Below are 16,480 nucleotides of genomic sequence, written 5' to 3'. Positions count from 1 at the left end.
TCGGGACGCAGGGGATGGGGCGCGGCGCGGAGCTACGGCGCGCGGTGGCGTGCGCGGGCCGCGGAGGCCCATGCGCCGAGGACGGGAACGCACGACTCGGCGAAGTACTCGTAGTCGGCCGCCGTGTTGTAGACATGTGCGGACAGCCGCAGGTATCCGACGCCGCCGAAGCTGGTGAAGGCCGTCTCCACGCCCAGTTCCCCGGCCACCCGGTCGCGCAGGGCGTCGGCCTCCTCGCGGGTGGCGGCCAGCCCCGGGGGCAGCCGGACCAGCCGCATACCGGGGACCGGCATTCCGACGTCGACGGCGCTGCTGTCACCGGTGATTCCGGTGAACGCGGCCCCGACGACCCGCTCGGCGTAACCGGCCAGGTCGTCCATGTAGCGGCGGGCGGTCTCCCAGCCCCAGGTGCGCTCGATGAAGCCGAGCGCCGTGGGCGCCGCGAGATAGCAGGTGGCGTCCAGCGTGCCCTGCTGGTCGAAGCGGTCGGGGTACGGATCGGTGGCGCTCCACGAGTCGATCAGCGGGTGGAGGTGCTCGCGCAGCGGTCCACGGGCGACGACCGCCGCCGTCCCGCGCGGCGCGCACCCCCACTTGTGCAGGTTGCCGACCCAGACGTCACACGCCACACCGGAGAGCGGGTCGGCGATCAGCCCAGGGGCGTGCGCACCGTCCACCAGCAGGGGGATACCGCGCCGTCGGGCCTCGGCACCGATCCGGTCCACCGGCATCCGGCGCGCGGTGACGGAGGTGATGTGGTCGACGACGATGAGGCCGGTGGCGTCGCCCACCTCGGCCATCACCGCCTCGTACGCCTGCTCCGCGTCCGCCTCCAGCGGCACCCGGGCGGTGCGCACCCGGCCGCCCCAGCGGCGGGCCAGCCGCTCGGCGCCCATGGTGACGGCCCCGTAGCCGTGATCGGTGACCACGATCTCCCCGCCGGGGCGCGGAGCGAGCGCGGCGTAGACGGTGCTGACGCCCGCGCTCGCGTTCGGCACCAGGGCCAGGTCGCCGGGGTCGACCCGCAGGAACGCCGCGAGTTCGACCCGGGTGGCGGCGACGCGCCCCGGCAGTGCGGGGAACCACACCACCGGGGAGCGGTCCATCTCCTCGCGCAGCTGGTTCTGCCGCGTCTGTGCCACCAGGGGGACCGCCCCGAACGAACCGTGATTGAGATGGCGCAGGGCGGGGTCCAGCGACCAGGCCCGTGCGGCGGGCCGGCCGTCGGCGAGCAGCAGGGGGCGCGGCGCGGTGGTGACCTCGGTCTCGCTCACATGACTCCCCATCCATGGGACCCGCCCCCTCCCCTTCAGGAGACAGCAGATCGCGACCAGGACATGTATGATGACTCAGCATGCTGGCATAGGGATTTTGCGCGAACAAGGGGCGTGCACAGGATAGTCATCAGATGAATCCCGATCGATGTAGGGAAGACATCTGATGACTCCGGCCGAGTGCTGTCGCCCGCCGCCTCGCTACAGTGCAGCGAGGCCGGTCGCGGAGCCGGTCGGTGGGGTCGGTCGACGGGGCTCGGCCCGGCAAGGAGGAGTCGGATGTCAGCAGTCGACAAGGCGTTCCACGGCCTGCGGCACATGATCGCGTCGGGGCGTCTCGGCGCGGGCGAGCGCATTCCGCCCGAGGCGGACCTCTGCGAGGAACTCGGTGTCTCCCGCGGCTCGTTGCGCGAGGCCGTGCGGATGCTCGCCGCCCTGGGAGTGGTCGAACCGCGCCACGGCTCCGGCACCTTCGTCTCCCAGCTCCGGCCGGAGGACATCATCGGCAGTCTCTCGCTGACACTGGAACTGCTGCCGCTGACGGGACTGCTGGAGGTCTATGAGATCCGGCGTGTGCTGGAGGCGCATATCGCGGCGAAGGCCGCCGCGCGGGCCACCCCGGAAGCGGTGGGGACGCTCTTCTCGCTCATCGAGGCCATGGAAGCGACCGACGACCCCACCGAGGCCTCGGAGCTGGACCACCGCTTCCACGCCGAGATCGCCAGGATCGGTGGCAACCCGACCCTGATGTCCCTGCTCGCCGTCTTCCGTGCCCGGTCCCGCAAGTACCAGGTGTTCAATCTGCCCGACGGCCCCGAACTGCGCCGCAAGAGCGACGAGGACCACCGGGTGCTGGCCCAGGCGATCGCCGACCGTGACCCCGGCGCGGCCGCGGGCGCCGCCGAGGCGCATGTGTCCCAGACGGAACGGTGGCTGCGCGCCTATATGCCGCCCATCGAGGAGAACGGCACCTCCGTCTGAGCCACCCGGCGGGCCGGGCTCCCGTTCGTCCCGCCGGTCGTGGTCACTCTCCTCCGGGGCGTGTCCGTGCCCTCCGAGAGCTAACCCCGTTTCCGCGCCGAGACCGTGACCGTGACCTCACCGGAGGCGCCGGGCCGTGTCATGACGCGCACCGTGCCCCGCTCTCCCGGCGGAACGGTCGACGGCCGGGCCTTCGCCGGGCCCCGGACCGTCACCCGCCATCCCGCGGCCGTGGCCGGAGTGGACAGTTCGCTGACGCCGGACCGCCCCGAGGGGGTGTAGACGAGCCGGAAGGTGTCCGTCGCGGGGTCGAAGTGCTGTCGGCGCACCGAGCCCGCGACGGCGGGGGCGAAGGGGCGTGCGGTGCGCCCCTTGTTGGGGAGGAAGTGGCCGTCCTCGTCCATGGCGCAGTACCCGCCGCCGTAGCACCACACATAGCCCGCCCACCCCGAGCTGTAGCGGTCCAGCGAGGCGAGGGCGTCATCGTAGAACCGCCCCATCCGGGGCAACGAGCTGTCTCTCGGGCCCCATTCACCGACGACGACCGGTATTCGCTGGGCGGCCGGATAACCGGTGACGGCGCTCTCGTAGTCCTCGAGCCAGCGCGCCGAGGGGTCGTAGTCACCGCCCGCCTCCATGGTGGCGTTGTAGAAGTGCGGTGCGTAGACCACCTTCGGGTCATCGACGCGGCCGAGGCCGGTGGGCAGCCCTTCGCCGACGATCGGGGTCGGTTCGACGAACAGCCGGCTGTGGCGGTCGACGGTGCGGATCGCGTCCGCGATCCGGTTGTACATCGGCGTCAGTTGCTCCGACTCGATGCGGTGGGCGGCCGCCGGAAGGTCCTCGCCCGGACGGAGCTGCCCCATGGGCTCGTTGATCAGGTCATACCCGAGTACGGCGGGGTGGTGGCCCAGCCGCCGGGCGAGCACCTGCCACATCCTCGCCTGGGCCCGCTGGAGGTCCCGGTCCTCGTAGAGGTGCTCGAAGGCCGCCTGGACGGCCGGTTCGAAGTACTCCGCGAACCAGTCCTCCGGATGCGGGGTGAAGGGCAGCCCATCGGTGCGGGTGGCCCACTCGGGGATCCCGCGGTGGCCGAACTCCGGCCCGAAGACGTCCTGGTGGGCGTCGATGACGACCTGGACGCGCCAGCGGTGGGCCCAGTCCAGGATCCGTTCGATCGAGCGGAGGTAGCGCCCGCTGTAGTGGCCGCGCCGGGGCTCCAGATCGTCCCAGAAGACCAGCAGGCGCGCGAAGTTGAAGCCCTGGTCGTGCAGATCGCGGAAGTGCCGCTCGGTGATGGCGCTGAGCGCGTCGGCGCCCCGGTGCGTCTTGTCCTCGACGTTCCAGCCGCGCAGGGTCAGGGTCCGTCCGCGGTCATCGGTGAGGGGCGGTGGTGCGGCCGTCGGCGGCGATGGCGCGTCCGCCCGTGCGGCGCCCGGGGAGAGCAGTGCGAGGACGGTCGCCAGGACCACTCCCGCTCGGACCGTGAACCCGCACCTGACCATGGTCCCTCCCCATCGTCACGCCGACCCCCTCTCGAACAGATGGCCACCGGGCCACGCACTGAAACGTGGCCCGGTGGCCGGGTCCGGGTGTTGGCGGGACTGAGCCCTGTCCTGGCTAGGAGGCGATGTTGATGTGCATGTTGAAGCGCACCCCGTCGATCCGCACCAGCAGATTGCCCTGCACCCCGCGCCTGTCGAGGGTGTCGCCCACATTGCCCTTGCCCAGGGCCGCCTTGTCCTGCGGCGCATGGCTCATGAAGTCGGTGAAGACACCGCCGACGGCGCGCTTGGCGGCCTTGTCCCACAGCTTCCGCAGTTCCGCGTAGCGGCTGCTGTGCATGGGGGAGCCACCGAGCCCCAGATTGACCCGCTGCCCGCCCACGTACGCCTGTGCGCACTCCTTGAGGACGTCCAGGACGATCGACCCGTTGAACACCGGGTCGCCCTCCACCGTGTCGAGCAGATCGCTTGCGTCGCCGTTCAGCCTCTCGAGCCGGACCTTCTTCGCACTCGCCTTCGCCATGTCGTCACGGTCGCCGATGATGGACTTCTGGGCTTCCTCGTAGCCCGTGTCCTTGTCGCGGGCGATCCTGATGGTCGTGGCCCACTGCTCCGGGGTGATCCATTCCGGATCGAAGTCGATGGAGTCACAGAATTCCCGCAGACTGGCGTCCGCTTCCGCGTCGGTCTTGGCGAACTTGGGCATATGTCCCCCCTTGTCGTCATTGAGTAACAAGGTCCCACGCTGCGTCACCCGTGTCACCCGGTTTGACCGATTCCGTTCTTTCGGGGGAGGCCTTCGCGCTACGCGGCCGGTCCCTCCTCCTGGGTCCGGGCCATGGCGGTGTCCGCGTGTGCGAGTGTCTCCTCGACCACGGCGCTGTCATGGGCGGTGGACACGAACCAGTTGTGCATCGGATGGATGAGGGTGCCCTGCGCCGCCATATGGACGGCGAACCGCCGCATCCAGGCGTGGTCCTCGTCCCCGTCCACGGTGGCCGTGGGAATGGCGGCCGGTCCGCTGATCCGCAGGGGAACGCCGTGGCGCTCCGCGAGCCGTACCAGGCCGGAGCCGAACGCCTCGCCCGCCTCACGCATCCGGGCGACGCCGTCCTCCTTGCGCAGGAGTTCGAGATTGGCGGCCGCCGCGGCCATGGCGGGGGAGGAGTTCCAGAACGTGCCGGCCAGGAACATCTCGTCGGCGGCGGCCCGCAGCCGCGCATGTCCGACCACCGCGGCGATGGGCCAGCCGTTGCCCAGCGCCTTGGAGAAGCACACGAGATCGGGCGAGAAGCCCAGCGCCGTATGAGAACCCCGCAGGTCCAGCCGGAAGCCGGCTCGTACGTCGTCGCTGATCAGAAGGGTGCCCCAGTGGTCGCAATGGGCGCGCAGGGCCGACAGCCAGGCGGGGTCGGGCAGTTCGGACGCACCCGGGATGGGGTGGTGGAAGGGCGTGATCATGACCGCGGCGAGCTGGTGACCCTCCGCGGCGAAGAGTGCGTCGAGTGCCCCGATGTCGTTCCACGGCAGGGTGAGCACGGCGGCGCGGTCGTCGGTGTGCCGCCCGTGCGGGGCGTTGCACCAGCCGCACCAGCCATGCGAGCCGTGGTACGCGCCGTCGACCACGGCCACCGTCCGCCGGCCGGTGTGCGCACGGGCCAGCAGCAGGGCGGTCCAGGTGGCGTCGGATCCGCTGGTGCCCCAGGTCGCCCAGTCCGCGCCGTCGACCAGGTCGACGAGGAGCTCGGCGAGTTCCACCGAGGCCGGGGTGGCGGTGGTCAGCGTGGGGCCGCCCGCGGCGCGGCGCGCGGCGGGCCCGTCGATCTCCTGGCGCCCATAGCCATTGATCATGGCGCCGTAGCCGCACAGGAAGTCGTTGTACCAGCGGCCGTCGGTGCCCAGCAGCCGGGCGCCCTCGCCGCGTTCGGCGAACGCCGGATAGGCGTCGGGGTCGTACGCGGCGGGGTACCGGTTGTGTCCCCAGACACCGCCGGGGATGACCCGGTGGGCCCGGCGCAGCAGGTCCGGTCCGTCGGTTCCGGTGGCCTGGCCGGATGTGGCCACGTTGCGGACGGGCATGTCGGGGGTGGTCATGGGTTCCTCCGTCAGTGGCTCAGGTAGGGCGCGAGACGCCGGGCGTCATCGGGGGAGGCGTGGACGAGATCCTGGGCGGTGGCCATCCGCTGGTCCGCGAAGTCGAAACCCGGGGCCACGATCTCGCTGATGAGCCCTTCCGACACGCCCTCGGGCAGGAAACTGGTCTTCCACCAGCCGCCCGGGCAGGTGAAGACCGGGACCTGGCCGCGGTCGGCGTCCCAGCCGAGCACCTGCTTCTCCAGACGTCCGTCCGGAGCGAGCATCAGATAGGTGATCGGGCCGCCGGAGTGCAGGAAGTGCGTGATGTCGGAGACATTGCCGTGCAGATGGCCCACGGGCGACCGGCAGTCCAGCAGATAGTGGATGGTGTTGGCGAACAGCCTTGTTCCGACCGGGGTCCGGACCGTGCCGGCGGATGCGTAGAGTTCGCGGAAGTAGCCGCCCTCGACATGTGCCGTCATACCGAGGAGTTCCGCCGTGGTGCCGCTCGCACGCGGCGCGCGGACATCCGCTGTCGGCGGCACCGGGTCCGGCAGCCGGGCCGGGTCCGCGGTCTGCCACTCGGCGTCACCGGGCACCGACGCCTCACTCCACAGCAGGGACTCCTCGGCCAGCGGGGCGAGGGCGTGCCAGGTGCCCGCGGGCACCGTGCACTGCGCCACCTGGCCGACGGCCGCGTCGGCGCCCAGCACCGTGGTGTCGGTCGCGCCGGGGCCGGAGGTCACGACGGCGGCCGGGGCCCCGGTGTGGAAGAACAGGACGGTGTCGGCCGTGCTCCGGCGCCAGACGGAGGCGCTGCCCGGTGTGCGCAGCAGGGTGCGGCGGCGCATCACACAGGTGCCGTCGGCGAGGGTGGTGTCGTGCCAGGGGCCGGTGAACCAGCCCTCGGGCCCGTCGCCGGTCAGTCGCAGTGCGCCGGTCAGCGCGGTGGCGGTGGCCGCCGGGAGGGCGGATGCGGGGTGCTGTGCCATGGGGGTGCTCCGAAGTCAGTACCGGTAGTGGTCGGGCTTGTACGGGCCTTCCACAGGTATGCCCTGGTGCTGGGACTGTTCCTCGGAGAGCGTGGTGAGCTCCATGCGCAGATGGCCCAGATGGAGCCGGGCGACCTTCTCGTCCAGCACCTTGGGCAGGGTGCTCACGGCGGTCGGCCGGACGGCGGTGGCCAGGTGGAGCTGGGCGAGTACCTGGTTGGTGAAGGAACTGGACATGACGAAGGACGGATGACCGGTGGCGTTGCCGAGGTTGAGCAGCCGTCCCTCGGAGAGCAGGATGACGGCGTGGCCGTCGTCGAAGACCCACTCGTCGACCTGCGGTTTGATGGGCACCCGGTGGGCGGTGCCGCATCCCTGGAGCCCGGCGACGTCGATCTCGGCGTCGAGGTGTCCCATGTTGCCGACGATGGCCTGGTGCTTCATACGGCTCATATGGCCGGCGGTGACGACCCGGGGCGCGCCGGTCGCGGTGATGACGATGTCGGCCTCCTCCAGGAACCGTTCCAGAGCGGCGACCTGATAGCCGTCCATGGCGGCCTGGAGGGCGCAGATGGGGTCGATCTCGGTGACGACGACCCGGGCGCCCTGGGCGCGCAGCGCCTCGGCACAGCCCTTGCCGACGTCTCCGTAGCCGCACACGACGGCCAGTTTGCCCGCGATGAGCGTGTCGGTGGCCCGGTTCAGCCCGTCGACGAGCGAATGGCGGCAGCCGTAGCGGTTGTCGAACTTGGACTTGGTCACCGAGTCGTTCACGCTGATCGCGGGGAACAGCAGCGCCTCGGCGTCGGCGAGTTGGTGGAGCAGCCGGGCGCCGGTGGTGGTCTCCTCGCTGACCCCGCGCACCCTGCCCGCCGTACGGCTCCAGTGGCCGGGGTCGGCCGCGCCGCGCTTCCGCACCAGCCGGGCCGCCTCGGGCGGCAGGGCCGGTACGGAGGCGGTCAGATCGCGCCCGGCCTCGTGCGCGACGCCGTGGTGGATCAGCAGCGTCATCCCGGCGCCGTCGTCCAGCAGCATGTCCGGTCCGCCGCCGTCCTCCCACGACAGTGCGCGGTCGGCGCACCACCACAGTTCCTCGCGGCTCTGGCCCTTCCAGCCGAACACCGGGACGGTGTGCGGTCCGGCGGCCAGGGCCGCCGCCGCCTCGTCCTGGGCGGAGTCCTGGTGGGAGCCCGCCCAGCGGACCCGGGCGCCCAGTGCGATCAGCGTCTCGATGAGGACGGCGGTCTGGACGGTCAGATGGAGGAAGCCCGTGACGCGGACGCCCGACAGGGGCCGCTGTGCGCCGTATTCGGCGCGCAGTGCCATCAGGCCCGGCATCTCGTGCTCGGCCAGGGAGATGGCGCGGCGGCCCGCCGCGGCGAGACCGATGTCGGCCACGGCGAAATCCTCGCGGGTGGCGGTGGCGGTGTCAGCGCTGGTGACGGTGTCAGTGGAGGAAGTCACGATGGCGGTCTGCTTTCGGGTCGGGGGCGGTTGCGGGGTACCGGCGTCGGCGCGCGAGTCAGAAGTGGTCGCTGCCTCCTGAGCGCCGCCCCCGGTTCATGAACACGTCGAACGCGACCCCGGCGGCCGCCAGCCACAGCGCCCCGCACAGCAGGGCCAGACCCGTCGCGGCGAGGACCGGGCCGGGGCCCGCACCGTCCCCGACGAGCCGGAGCGCGTGCAGGCTGTGGGTGAGGGGCAGAAGATCGGCCAGCAGCCGGACCGGGGCGGGCCAGTGGGAGACGGGTACGTTCACCCCGCACACGATCATCATGACGAGATACGCCGCGCTGGAGACGATGTTGCGCACACCGTTGGCGTTGAGGACGAGCGCCGCGAGGAACAGCCCGAAGCAATAGGTCGTCAGGGCGGTCAGTACGACCAGGAGGACGACCACCGGGATCTGGGCCGGTTGCCACGAGACACCGAACAGCGGGGCGAGACACAGGAGCGCCACGATCGAGGTTCCGCTGCCGCTGATCGGCCACTGCAGGCTCCGTCCGAAGAAGACCCAGACCGGTCGGGCCGGTGCCGCGGCCAGGAGGGGCAGGGTGCCGGAGATGCGCTCCCAGGTGGTGGAGGCGACAACCGACATGCACTCCAGGGCGCAGGTCATCAGGGAGTTGCCGAGGGCCAGATAGGCGAGGTGTTCCTCGTCGCCACCGCGTCCGAGCAGGGTGAAGAAGGTGACCTGGGCCAGCATCCGGCCGAGCCAGCCGAAGGTCCAGATCCGCCAGGTGTAGACGGCCCGCATATCGGCGAAGGCGTTGGCGGCGCTGTGGCGGATGACGAGAAGGGGTTCCACGGCTGGGCCTTTCACGTCCGGGTCAGGGTCCCGGTGCGGCGCACGCGCAGGACCACCCGGTGCAGCAGCAGCATGCCCATGCCGTACCCGGCCGCCCCGAGGGCTAGTACGGCCAGCAGGCGCAGGGCGGGACGGGAGACGGGATCGGTGGCGAGGCTGTCACGCAGCAGATCGGCGCTCCACGACAGGAACACCGTGTACGAGGCGGGCCTGAGCCACTGCGGCAGCACGCTGACGGGTACCAGCACCCCGCCGAGCAGATAGAAGGGGAAGGTGAGCGTGTTCTGCAGGGTCCGCGCGGAGGGGGTCAGCACGAACAGGGGGGACAGCAGCCCCGCGGTACCGGCCGTCGCCAGGGCGGTGGCCAGCAGGCACGCCACGGAGACGACCGGGTGGGGCAGGGCGATCCAGCGGCCGAAGAGCGCTCCGGCGACCAGCCAGGTCTCGGCGAAGGCCATGCTGCCGACGACGACCACCGAGCACATCCGGCCCAGGAAGGTCAGGGCCATCGGGGCCGGGGCCGCGATCTGCCCCTCCAGCGTGCCCAGATCGCGGTCCTCGGTCAGCGCGCTGCCGGCCACCGAGAGCGCCAGCGCCCACAGGGACATCAGCGTGGGTGCCACGACCGCGTAGGAGGTCAGTTCATGGCGTCCGGTGTAGGCGTTGATGCTGAGGAAGACGGTGGTGAGCAGCGGCGCGGTCACACAGACCAGGAAGGTGTCGGGTGACCGCCGGGACAGCCGCAGCTGGAAGAGGAACCCGTTGAGGAACAGCCTCATGGCCTCACCCGCATGCCCTGCCGGCCGATGAGACCGAGGTAGACCTCTTCCAGACCGGGCGGCGCGGTGGTCACGCGGGTGACACCGGAGGCCACGAGGAGGCGCAGGACCTCGCCCACGGTGTCGGCGTCGGCCGTGACGACGCGGATCGAGTCACCGCCCAGCGGCGTCACGGACTCGGTGCCGGGCAGCGCGCGCAGGGCGGTGACCACCTCGGGCGGGACGTCCGTGGCGTCGATCCGGTCGTGCCGGGCCAGGAGCGCGCCGACGGAGTCGGTGGTCTCGGTGGCGATGACGCGTCCGCGGTCGACGAGGGTGACACGGTCGCAGAGCGCCTCGGCCTCTCCCATGTCATGGGTGGTCAGCAGGACGGTACGGCCGTCGGTGCGCAGCTCGGTGATCATGGCACGGAAGTCATGGGCGGCCACCGGGTCCATACCGTTGGTGGGTTCGTCCAGGATGAGCACGGGCGGGTCGGTGATCAGTCCACGGGCGATGTGCACCCGCTGCTTCATCCCGCGGGACATGGTGTCGACCCGGTCGTCGGCGCGGCCGCCGAGGCCGGTGCGCTCCAGGAGGGCGTCGGTGCGGCGGCGCAGCTCCTTCCCGCCGAGGCCGTACAGGGCGCCCCAGAAGCGCAGATTCTGCCGGGGGGTGAGCCGTCCGTACAGACCGCGTTCGCCGCCGAAGACGATGCCCACGGTGCGGCGGACCACGTCCGCCTCGGTCCGTACGTCATGTCCCAGGACCTCCGCCGTGCCGCCGGTGGGCAGCAGGACGGTGCTCAGGATGCGGCACAGGGTGGTCTTGCCGGCTCCGTTCGGCCCGAGCAGGCCGTGTACCTCGCCCTCCTCGACGCGCAGATCGAAGGAGTCGAGGGCGAGGTGGTCCCGGCCGCGGTCGGTCTTGCGGCCCGCGTAGGCGCGGGTGAGTCCGCGGGTGTGGACGGCGGCGGTCATCGCCCCGCCCCAGCCGCGGTTCCGGTGGACTCGGGCGGCAGCGCGAGCCGCCAGAGCACATGGTCGGTCAGCCAGCCGCGGGAGGTGAGGGTGGAGACGACCCGCTCCCCGGGATCGGAGGTGAGGGTCGGGGAGTGGACGACATTGCCCAGCAGCGGCAGGTCACGGTCTGCGGCGTGGGCGGCCGCCACGGCGGTCAGCGCCGTGGTGGCCCGGCGCCTGAGTTCGTCCCCGGCCTCGACGAGGATGTCGAAGAGCTCGACGGTATGACGGCCCGTCACATCGTCATAGGTGTCGTCCAGCAGCGTGGCGTGGCCGATCACGGTGCCCTCGCCGACCACCACGTAACTGGCGCGTCCCGGCGCGTCCAGCAGCGAGTCGACGACGTCGGGCGGGGCGGACCGGCCGGGGCTGCCGTGGGCGTCGGCCGCGGCCGTGAGGGCGGTGGCGAGCCACCGCGCGATCAGCGGCCGGTGTTCCGCCGTGGCGGGCAGGACCGAGACCGGGGTGTCATCCGCCGCTGTGGGGCCGCCTTCCACCTGTCCCTCGTGGCGCAGATAGGTGATGAGGCGCCGCCAGGGCGCCGGGGGTGAGATGTCCCCCGGGACCCGCAGCACGATCGCCTCGGCGGCAGGGTCGGCGCGGCGCGCCAGCCGGACGAGTTCGGACCACCACGCGGGTCGCCGGACCAGTTCCGGGTCGCAGTGGGTGACGAGGAACTGGCGCTCACCGGTGACGGGTTCGTCGTAGCCGCCCGCGACGAAGGGCAGTCCCTGGTGGCGGGAGAGCAGTCCCGCCTCCTCGGCGCCGTCGAGATATGCGGGGCTGACGGTCATGCGCGCTCCGGACGGATGGTGACGACCAGGTCGTCGAGCACCTGACGGGCCGCCCCGGCGACCTGTTCGGCGGTCACCGACCGCAGGGCGGCCTCCTCGGTCTCCACGGTCCAGGCCGGGTCGGCGACGCGGTGCCGGGCCAGCAGCCGGGCGTGGTCCAGTGCGTTCTCCTGCCCGAACAGCAGGGCGCTGCGGGCCTGCCGGCGGGCGGCGTCGAGATCGACGTCGGAGGGACCGTGCGTCGCCATCTCCTCCAGCGCCCGGGTGACCGCCTCGATGACGGCCTCGCCCTTGCCGGTGTCGGCGCCGACCAGGACGCGCCAGGCGCCGGATTCGGTGTAATTGCGGTCCCACGCCTGGAAGGAGTAGGCCAGACCCTTCTCGCCGCGCAGCAGGCGGTACAGCGGGGAGGACGGACTGCCGCCGAAGAGTTCGGCGAGGATCTGGAAGCGGTGCCGCTCCGTCGCGCCGGTGACGGCGGAGCGGGCGCCGACCGCGACCCAGGTGAAGTCGTCCGCCCAGCGTGGCGCGGAGTGCCGGGGAGCGGTGTCCAGGGCTACGGCGGGCCGGGGGAGCGGCGGTGCGGCGGCACCGGTGGCCGCTTCGGCCGCGGCGGGAAGGTTCTGGGGGGTGAAGGGGGCCACGACGACGAGCGCCGCCCGGCTGGGCAGCAGCCGCTCGCGGTGTCCTTCGGTGACCGCGGTGAGGTCGAGTGCCCCGACCTGGGCCGCGGTGCCGCCGACGGGACGTCCCAGGGGATGTCCGGGGAACAGATCGGCGAGGAAGGCGTCCTGGACCACATCGACCGGGTCCGCTGCCATGGCGGCCAGTTCCTGGAGGACGACCGTCTTCTCGGCCTCCAGCACACCGGCGTCGTGTTCGGGACGGGTCACGGCCCGCAGCAGCAGGTCGAGCACGTCCTCGGTGTCCTCGGCGAGCACCTGCGCGTGGAAGAGCATCTGCTCCAGGCCGGTTTCGGCGTTCGCCCGGCCGCCGAGACGTTCCACCCGCTCGCACAGCGACTCGGCGCCGCGCAGCGGATTGGCCATCAGCAGGTGTTCCAGGACATGCGCCAGACCGCCGTGTTCCACGGGGTCGTGGCGTGCTCCGTAATCGACGGCCAGACAGATGCCCGCCGTGCGCAGTCCCGGGTCGACGACCGAGGAGATCGAGGTGTGATCGAGCATGTGTGGTGTCCTGCCTGGAGGTGCCGACCGGGCGACGGGGTGGCGGTGGGCGCCACCGACGGTGCGGTGGCGCCCACCTCTCACTGCGTGATTCAGCGCTTCTTGATCTTGTCGAGGCGCGGACGCATGGCGCTAACGTGCTGCATGTCGAATCCCCTTTCGTCAGTCGTTGGCAGCGTCTTCCCGTTGCCTTCCTCTTCGGCGTCCGGGAGATTTCCTGCCGCCGAGTGGAAATCTGCCATGCGGGCCACCCCTGATCCAGAGGTTGTCCGGTGTCCGCTCGAAGGGCAACGGCGCAACAAGGGAATGCGGCACACATGTGAATTGCGGCGCCTCAAAAAGGCGTTCCGCTCGCGTCCGGTGGTCGCGTCACCCCCTGCCCGGTCCGGTTTTTCCTTTCCCATCGGGCAACGGACAACTGTCGCCCGCGCGGAGTGGGGGCGACATCGTGGAAGGAGTCGCCGTACGTGTTCCGGCAGCCCTTCCGAACCGTGGCCGCCGGACGCGTGAGAGAAAGGCATCCGAACGTGAATCCCGACAACACTCCGCTCGACACCACCCCGGAGGGCTGCCTGTTCGTGCTGTCCGGCCCCTCGGGCACGGGCAAGACCTCGCTGGCCCAGGCGCTCATGGACTCGGACCCGGACATCGGCTACACCCGGTCGGTGACGACCCGCCGGCCGCGCAGCGCAGCCGAGCGGCTGTACGACCACGTGAGCCGTGAGACATTCCTCCGCATGATCGACGAAGGCGCCTTCGCCCAGTGGATCCACCCCTCGTTCGACGAGTTCTACGGCACGCTGCGGGGGCCGGTGGAGGCCGCCCTCGAAAAGGGGCAGGATCTCGTCTTCGACTACTCGCCGGAGGGATACCTCAACCTCAAGCGGCTCTATCCCGCCCATACGGTGGGCATCTTCGTGATGGCGCCGAGCGTGGCGGAGATGAGGACCCGGCTGAGCGGGCGGGGCAGTGAGAGCGACGAGGAACTGGTCCTGCGCAGGCGTATGGCGGAGCGTGATTTCGACTTCGTCGACCAGCACGAATACCACGTGGTCAATGACGACTTCGAGCGCACCTTGCGCCAGGTGCAGGCCATCCGGCTCGCCGAGAAGGCCCGGGTCCGGCGCCAGCACGGTCTGCTGGCGTCGTACGCGGCCCACAGACGCCCCACGCTGCTGCGGTACTACGACCCGCCGGTGGGATAGTCGGCGCCGGCCCATGGAGGAGCGGGGGGGGGGGGGGCGGGGGGCGGGGGGCCCCCCCCCCCCCCCCGGGGGGGGGGGGGGGGGGCCCCGGCGGCCCCCCCCCCCCCCCCCGCTCCTCCATGACGGCGGCCGCGGTCTCAGCCGTGGTGCTCGGAGCGGTCCCGGTGCCGCAGTTCCTCGCCCGCCTCCGCCAGCGCGGCGGCCGTCTCGCGGCGCCGTCCGCCGCCGAGGTCGTCCAGGAGACGGCGCCGTGCGGCGCGCGCCAGGGAGCCCGCGGGGGCCTCCGCCGCACTCCATCCGGCGACCCGGAGCCGGAACAGCTCCTCCTCAGGGGAGCCGGGGCGGGCATGGCCGATCGTGACCCCGAGGACATCGCGCACCAGCCGGCGGGCCTCCCGCAGCTCCGTGTCACCGGCGCCGCCGACCGCCCACACCTCCGCCAGGAGGTCACGCAGTCCGCCCTCGGCGGCGCGGTCGAGGTCGGTGAGCGCCCACCGGCGGTGGTGCCTGCGCAGCGGATGCAGATCCAGCGCGAGCCCCGCAAGACGCAAGGACGCCTCGCGGAGCGCGTCCGTGTCCTGGGGCGCGGTGCGCAACAGCTCCTCCACCCGGGCCAGTTCCGCTTCACGCAGCGCGGCCGGCACCGGCAGTCGTACGGCTGCCGCGCGCAGTTCCTCACCCACGCCGCCGCGGTCCCACAGCACCACCCCGGCCAGGGCCGCGACCGTGCCCAGCGCGGCCGGATCGGCGGGGGCCTCGGTGGCGGCGCGGCGGGCATCGGCCATGCCGATGGTCCGGACGCGGACGGGGACCCCCTCGGCCGTCGCCGTCCCCGCTCCTGTGTCCACCGGCGGTGCGGACCGGGCGGTGTCGCGGACGACGAGCAGGTCGATGCCGGACCGTGTCGAGGTGCGCCCGCGTCCGGCGGAACCGTGCAGGAACACCGCCGCCACCTCCGGGTCCTGGCGTCGACCGGCGCTGAAACGCCAGGCGATGTCGACCAGTTCACGGGACCTCATGTCGTCCCAGCCGTCGCAGTGCTCCATCAGCCGACCGCCCCTGAGCGCCGCCGCCGCGTCCTGCGCCCGCAGCCCGTCGGTCACCTCCTGGACGGCCCGGCGGCGCCCGGCGAGGCTGACGAACGCCGAGCGCAGCACCCGTTCGGGATCGAGTCCGGTCTCCCGCAGCCGGCCCCCGGCCGTGGTGTCGCCGGGCCGCAGCCCGAACCAGGTGGTGGCGTCCTGGAGCGCCTCCACGGCCCCGTTGCTCAGATGGACACCGTTGTTGGTGCGGCGCACCGGCGTTCCGTCGGCGTTGCGCAGCGCCAGGGCCCCGGCCCGGGCGTCGCCCCGCAGACTGCCGGGCAGGGCGCGTTCGGGATCGGTCACACCGCAGAACTCGCGGCGCATCCGGTCCCAGGGCAGCGGTGTGCGGGAGTGTGCCTCCACCAGGATGGACAGGGCCTGGTGGGCGCTGTCGCGCAACTGGGCCAGGACGCCCGGGAGATGGGGGTTGAGCACCACGAAGGGACGTCCGCCGTGACGGCCCGGGTCCTGGAAGACATTGAGGTACAGACAGTCGCCGACACCGTTGGGGCCGTCGGGCGCACCGCTGTCCAGCCCCCACCGCAGGGTGGACCGCTCGCTCCACTCGTCGAGCAGCGCGGGCGGCACTCCCAGGTCCTCGGTGACGGCTCGCGCGGGCAGTACCGCGACGGCGTCGGCGCGCTCGCCGAAGCGCTCGGTAAACGCGGGGGTGTCGTACAGCCGCAGGAACCGCGCCCGTTCGTGCACCGACAGCTCACCGCGGTCCGCGAGATCGACATGGGGCAGGTAGTGGTGCGAGGCGAGGTCCTCGTCCCGGATCCGGGTGCCGGACAGCAGCCGGGCCCGGGTGGCCCGGTAACCGCATTCGGCCAGGCGGTCGGCGAGTGCGCGGAGCGTCTCGGGCAGTACGCGGACACCGGGTTTGAAGACGACGACGCCGTCGACGGGCACGGGGGTGACCGCCCCGGCGGACGGATGACTCCATTCGCCCGTGCGCAGCACGTCCTCGAGCCCGGGGGAGCCGCAGGCGTCGGCGTCCGGTACGCGGCGGGCGCGTCGCAGGAACTCCGAGGCGGCCCACCAGGTGGGATCGGGACCGGTGTGGTCGCGCGCGTCGAACACCGCGGTGCCGGCGGCGTCCTCCGGTGCGGCGGAGCCCTCCCCGGAGCGGGTGACGGTGACGGTGTGACCCGCGTCCGCGAGGAGCGAGACCAGCCGCCCGGTGTCGATGTCCCCCTTCACGGAGATGGCCTTCACGGAATCGGCCTTCACGGAGGCGTCGAGGGAGGGGGAGGACGGACGGACGTCGGAGACGGGGTTCATCGGGCCTTC

General features: G+C 72.0%; 15 protein-coding genes. 2 read left to right on the top strand and 13 right to left on the bottom strand.

Annotation, left to right across the window (positions count from 1 at the left end; genetic code table 11):
- Window positions 1–32 precede the first annotated feature (32 nt).
- On the bottom strand, window positions 33–1,274 hold the full coding sequence (locus tag NMK44_RS05570) for an aminotransferase class V-fold PLP-dependent enzyme (RefSeq protein ID WP_254738883.1): 1,242 nt from the start codon (window positions 1,272–1,274) through the stop codon (window positions 33–35).
- Between the two features lie 279 nt (window positions 1,275–1,553).
- Here NMK44_RS05570 and NMK44_RS05565 point away from each other — a divergent pair, with 279 nt between their 5' ends.
- On the top strand, window positions 1,554–2,255 hold the full coding sequence (locus tag NMK44_RS05565; protein WP_254738881.1) for a FadR/GntR family transcriptional regulator: 702 nt from the start codon (window positions 1,554–1,556) through the stop codon (window positions 2,253–2,255).
- A gap of 80 nt (window positions 2,256–2,335) precedes the next feature.
- On the opposite strand, the gene NMK44_RS05560 is transcribed toward NMK44_RS05565, so the two are convergent.
- From NMK44_RS05560 to NMK44_RS05510, 11 genes are all read right to left on the bottom strand, one after another.
- The gene (locus NMK44_RS05560; RefSeq protein ID WP_254738879.1) at window positions 2,336–3,760 is read right to left on the bottom strand and encodes a cellulase family glycosylhydrolase; all 1,425 of its coding nucleotides are present in this window, start codon (window positions 3,758–3,760) and stop codon (window positions 2,336–2,338) included.
- A gap of 115 nt (window positions 3,761–3,875) precedes the next feature.
- Window positions 3,876–4,466, bottom strand: a complete 591-nt coding sequence (locus NMK44_RS05555) for a hypothetical protein (protein WP_254738877.1) — start codon at window positions 4,464–4,466, stop codon at window positions 3,876–3,878.
- Window positions 4,467–4,564: 98 nt separating this feature from the next.
- Window positions 4,565–5,854 carry an aminotransferase class III-fold pyridoxal phosphate-dependent enzyme gene (locus NMK44_RS05550; protein WP_254738875.1) on the bottom strand — a complete coding sequence of 430 codons (1,290 nt, stop codon included), beginning with the start codon at window positions 5,852–5,854 and terminating at the stop codon, window positions 4,565–4,567.
- Between the two features lie 11 nt (window positions 5,855–5,865).
- On the bottom strand, window positions 5,866–6,828 hold the full coding sequence (locus NMK44_RS05545) for a cupin domain-containing protein (RefSeq protein ID WP_254738873.1): 963 nt from the start codon (window positions 6,826–6,828) through the stop codon (window positions 5,866–5,868).
- 15 nt (window positions 6,829–6,843) lie between these two features.
- Window positions 6,844–8,292, bottom strand: coding sequence for an adenosylhomocysteinase (gene ahcY / locus NMK44_RS05540; protein WP_254738871.1), 1,449 nt, complete (start codon window positions 8,290–8,292; stop codon window positions 6,844–6,846).
- Window positions 8,293–8,350: 58 nt separating this feature from the next.
- Complete coding sequence (locus NMK44_RS05535) at window positions 8,351–9,136, bottom strand: ABC transporter permease (RefSeq protein ID WP_254738869.1); 786 nt, start codon at window positions 9,134–9,136, stop codon at window positions 8,351–8,353.
- 11 nt (window positions 9,137–9,147) lie between these two features.
- Window positions 9,148–9,915: an ABC transporter permease gene (locus NMK44_RS05530; RefSeq protein WP_254738867.1), complete on the bottom strand. Its 768-nt coding sequence runs from the start codon at window positions 9,913–9,915 to the stop codon at window positions 9,148–9,150.
- Window positions 9,912–10,874: an ABC transporter ATP-binding protein gene (locus NMK44_RS05525; protein WP_254738865.1), complete on the bottom strand. Its 963-nt coding sequence runs from the start codon at window positions 10,872–10,874 to the stop codon at window positions 9,912–9,914. The genes NMK44_RS05530 and NMK44_RS05525 overlap by 4 nt, the downstream gene beginning before the upstream one ends.
- Window positions 10,871–11,710, bottom strand: coding sequence for a hypothetical protein (locus NMK44_RS05520; RefSeq protein ID WP_254738863.1), 840 nt, complete (start codon window positions 11,708–11,710; stop codon window positions 10,871–10,873). The genes NMK44_RS05525 and NMK44_RS05520 overlap by 4 nt, the downstream gene beginning before the upstream one ends.
- Window positions 11,707–12,897: a M16 family metallopeptidase gene (locus NMK44_RS05515; RefSeq protein ID WP_254738861.1), complete on the bottom strand. Its 1,191-nt coding sequence runs from the start codon at window positions 12,895–12,897 to the stop codon at window positions 11,707–11,709. Before NMK44_RS05515 ends, NMK44_RS05520 begins: the two co-directional genes overlap by 4 nt.
- A gap of 92 nt (window positions 12,898–12,989) precedes the next feature.
- A complete protein-coding gene (locus tag NMK44_RS05510) occupies window positions 12,990–13,139 on the bottom strand; it encodes a hypothetical protein (protein ID WP_254738859.1) in 150 nt (49 codons plus the stop codon).
- A gap of 285 nt (window positions 13,140–13,424) precedes the next feature.
- Between NMK44_RS05510 and NMK44_RS05505 the strand changes: the two genes are divergently transcribed.
- Window positions 13,425–14,102: a guanylate kinase gene (locus NMK44_RS05505; protein ID WP_254738857.1), complete on the top strand. Its 678-nt coding sequence runs from the start codon at window positions 13,425–13,427 to the stop codon at window positions 14,100–14,102.
- Window positions 14,103–14,239: 137 nt separating this feature from the next.
- On the opposite strand, the gene NMK44_RS05500 is transcribed toward NMK44_RS05505, so the two are convergent.
- Window positions 14,240–16,471 (bottom strand): hypothetical protein, encoded by a 2,232-nt coding sequence (locus NMK44_RS05500; RefSeq protein ID WP_254738855.1) that lies wholly within the window; start codon window positions 16,469–16,471, stop codon window positions 14,240–14,242.
- Window positions 16,472–16,480: the final 9 nt, after the last annotated feature.

The sequence above is a fragment of the Streptomyces cucumeris genome (genome assembly GCF_024295805.1).
Lineage (GTDB): Bacteria > Actinomycetota > Actinomycetes > Streptomycetales > Streptomycetaceae > Streptomyces > Streptomyces cucumeris.
Note: the sequence above shows the minus strand (reverse complement) of the source record. Positions and strands in the feature narration are given on the sequence as shown.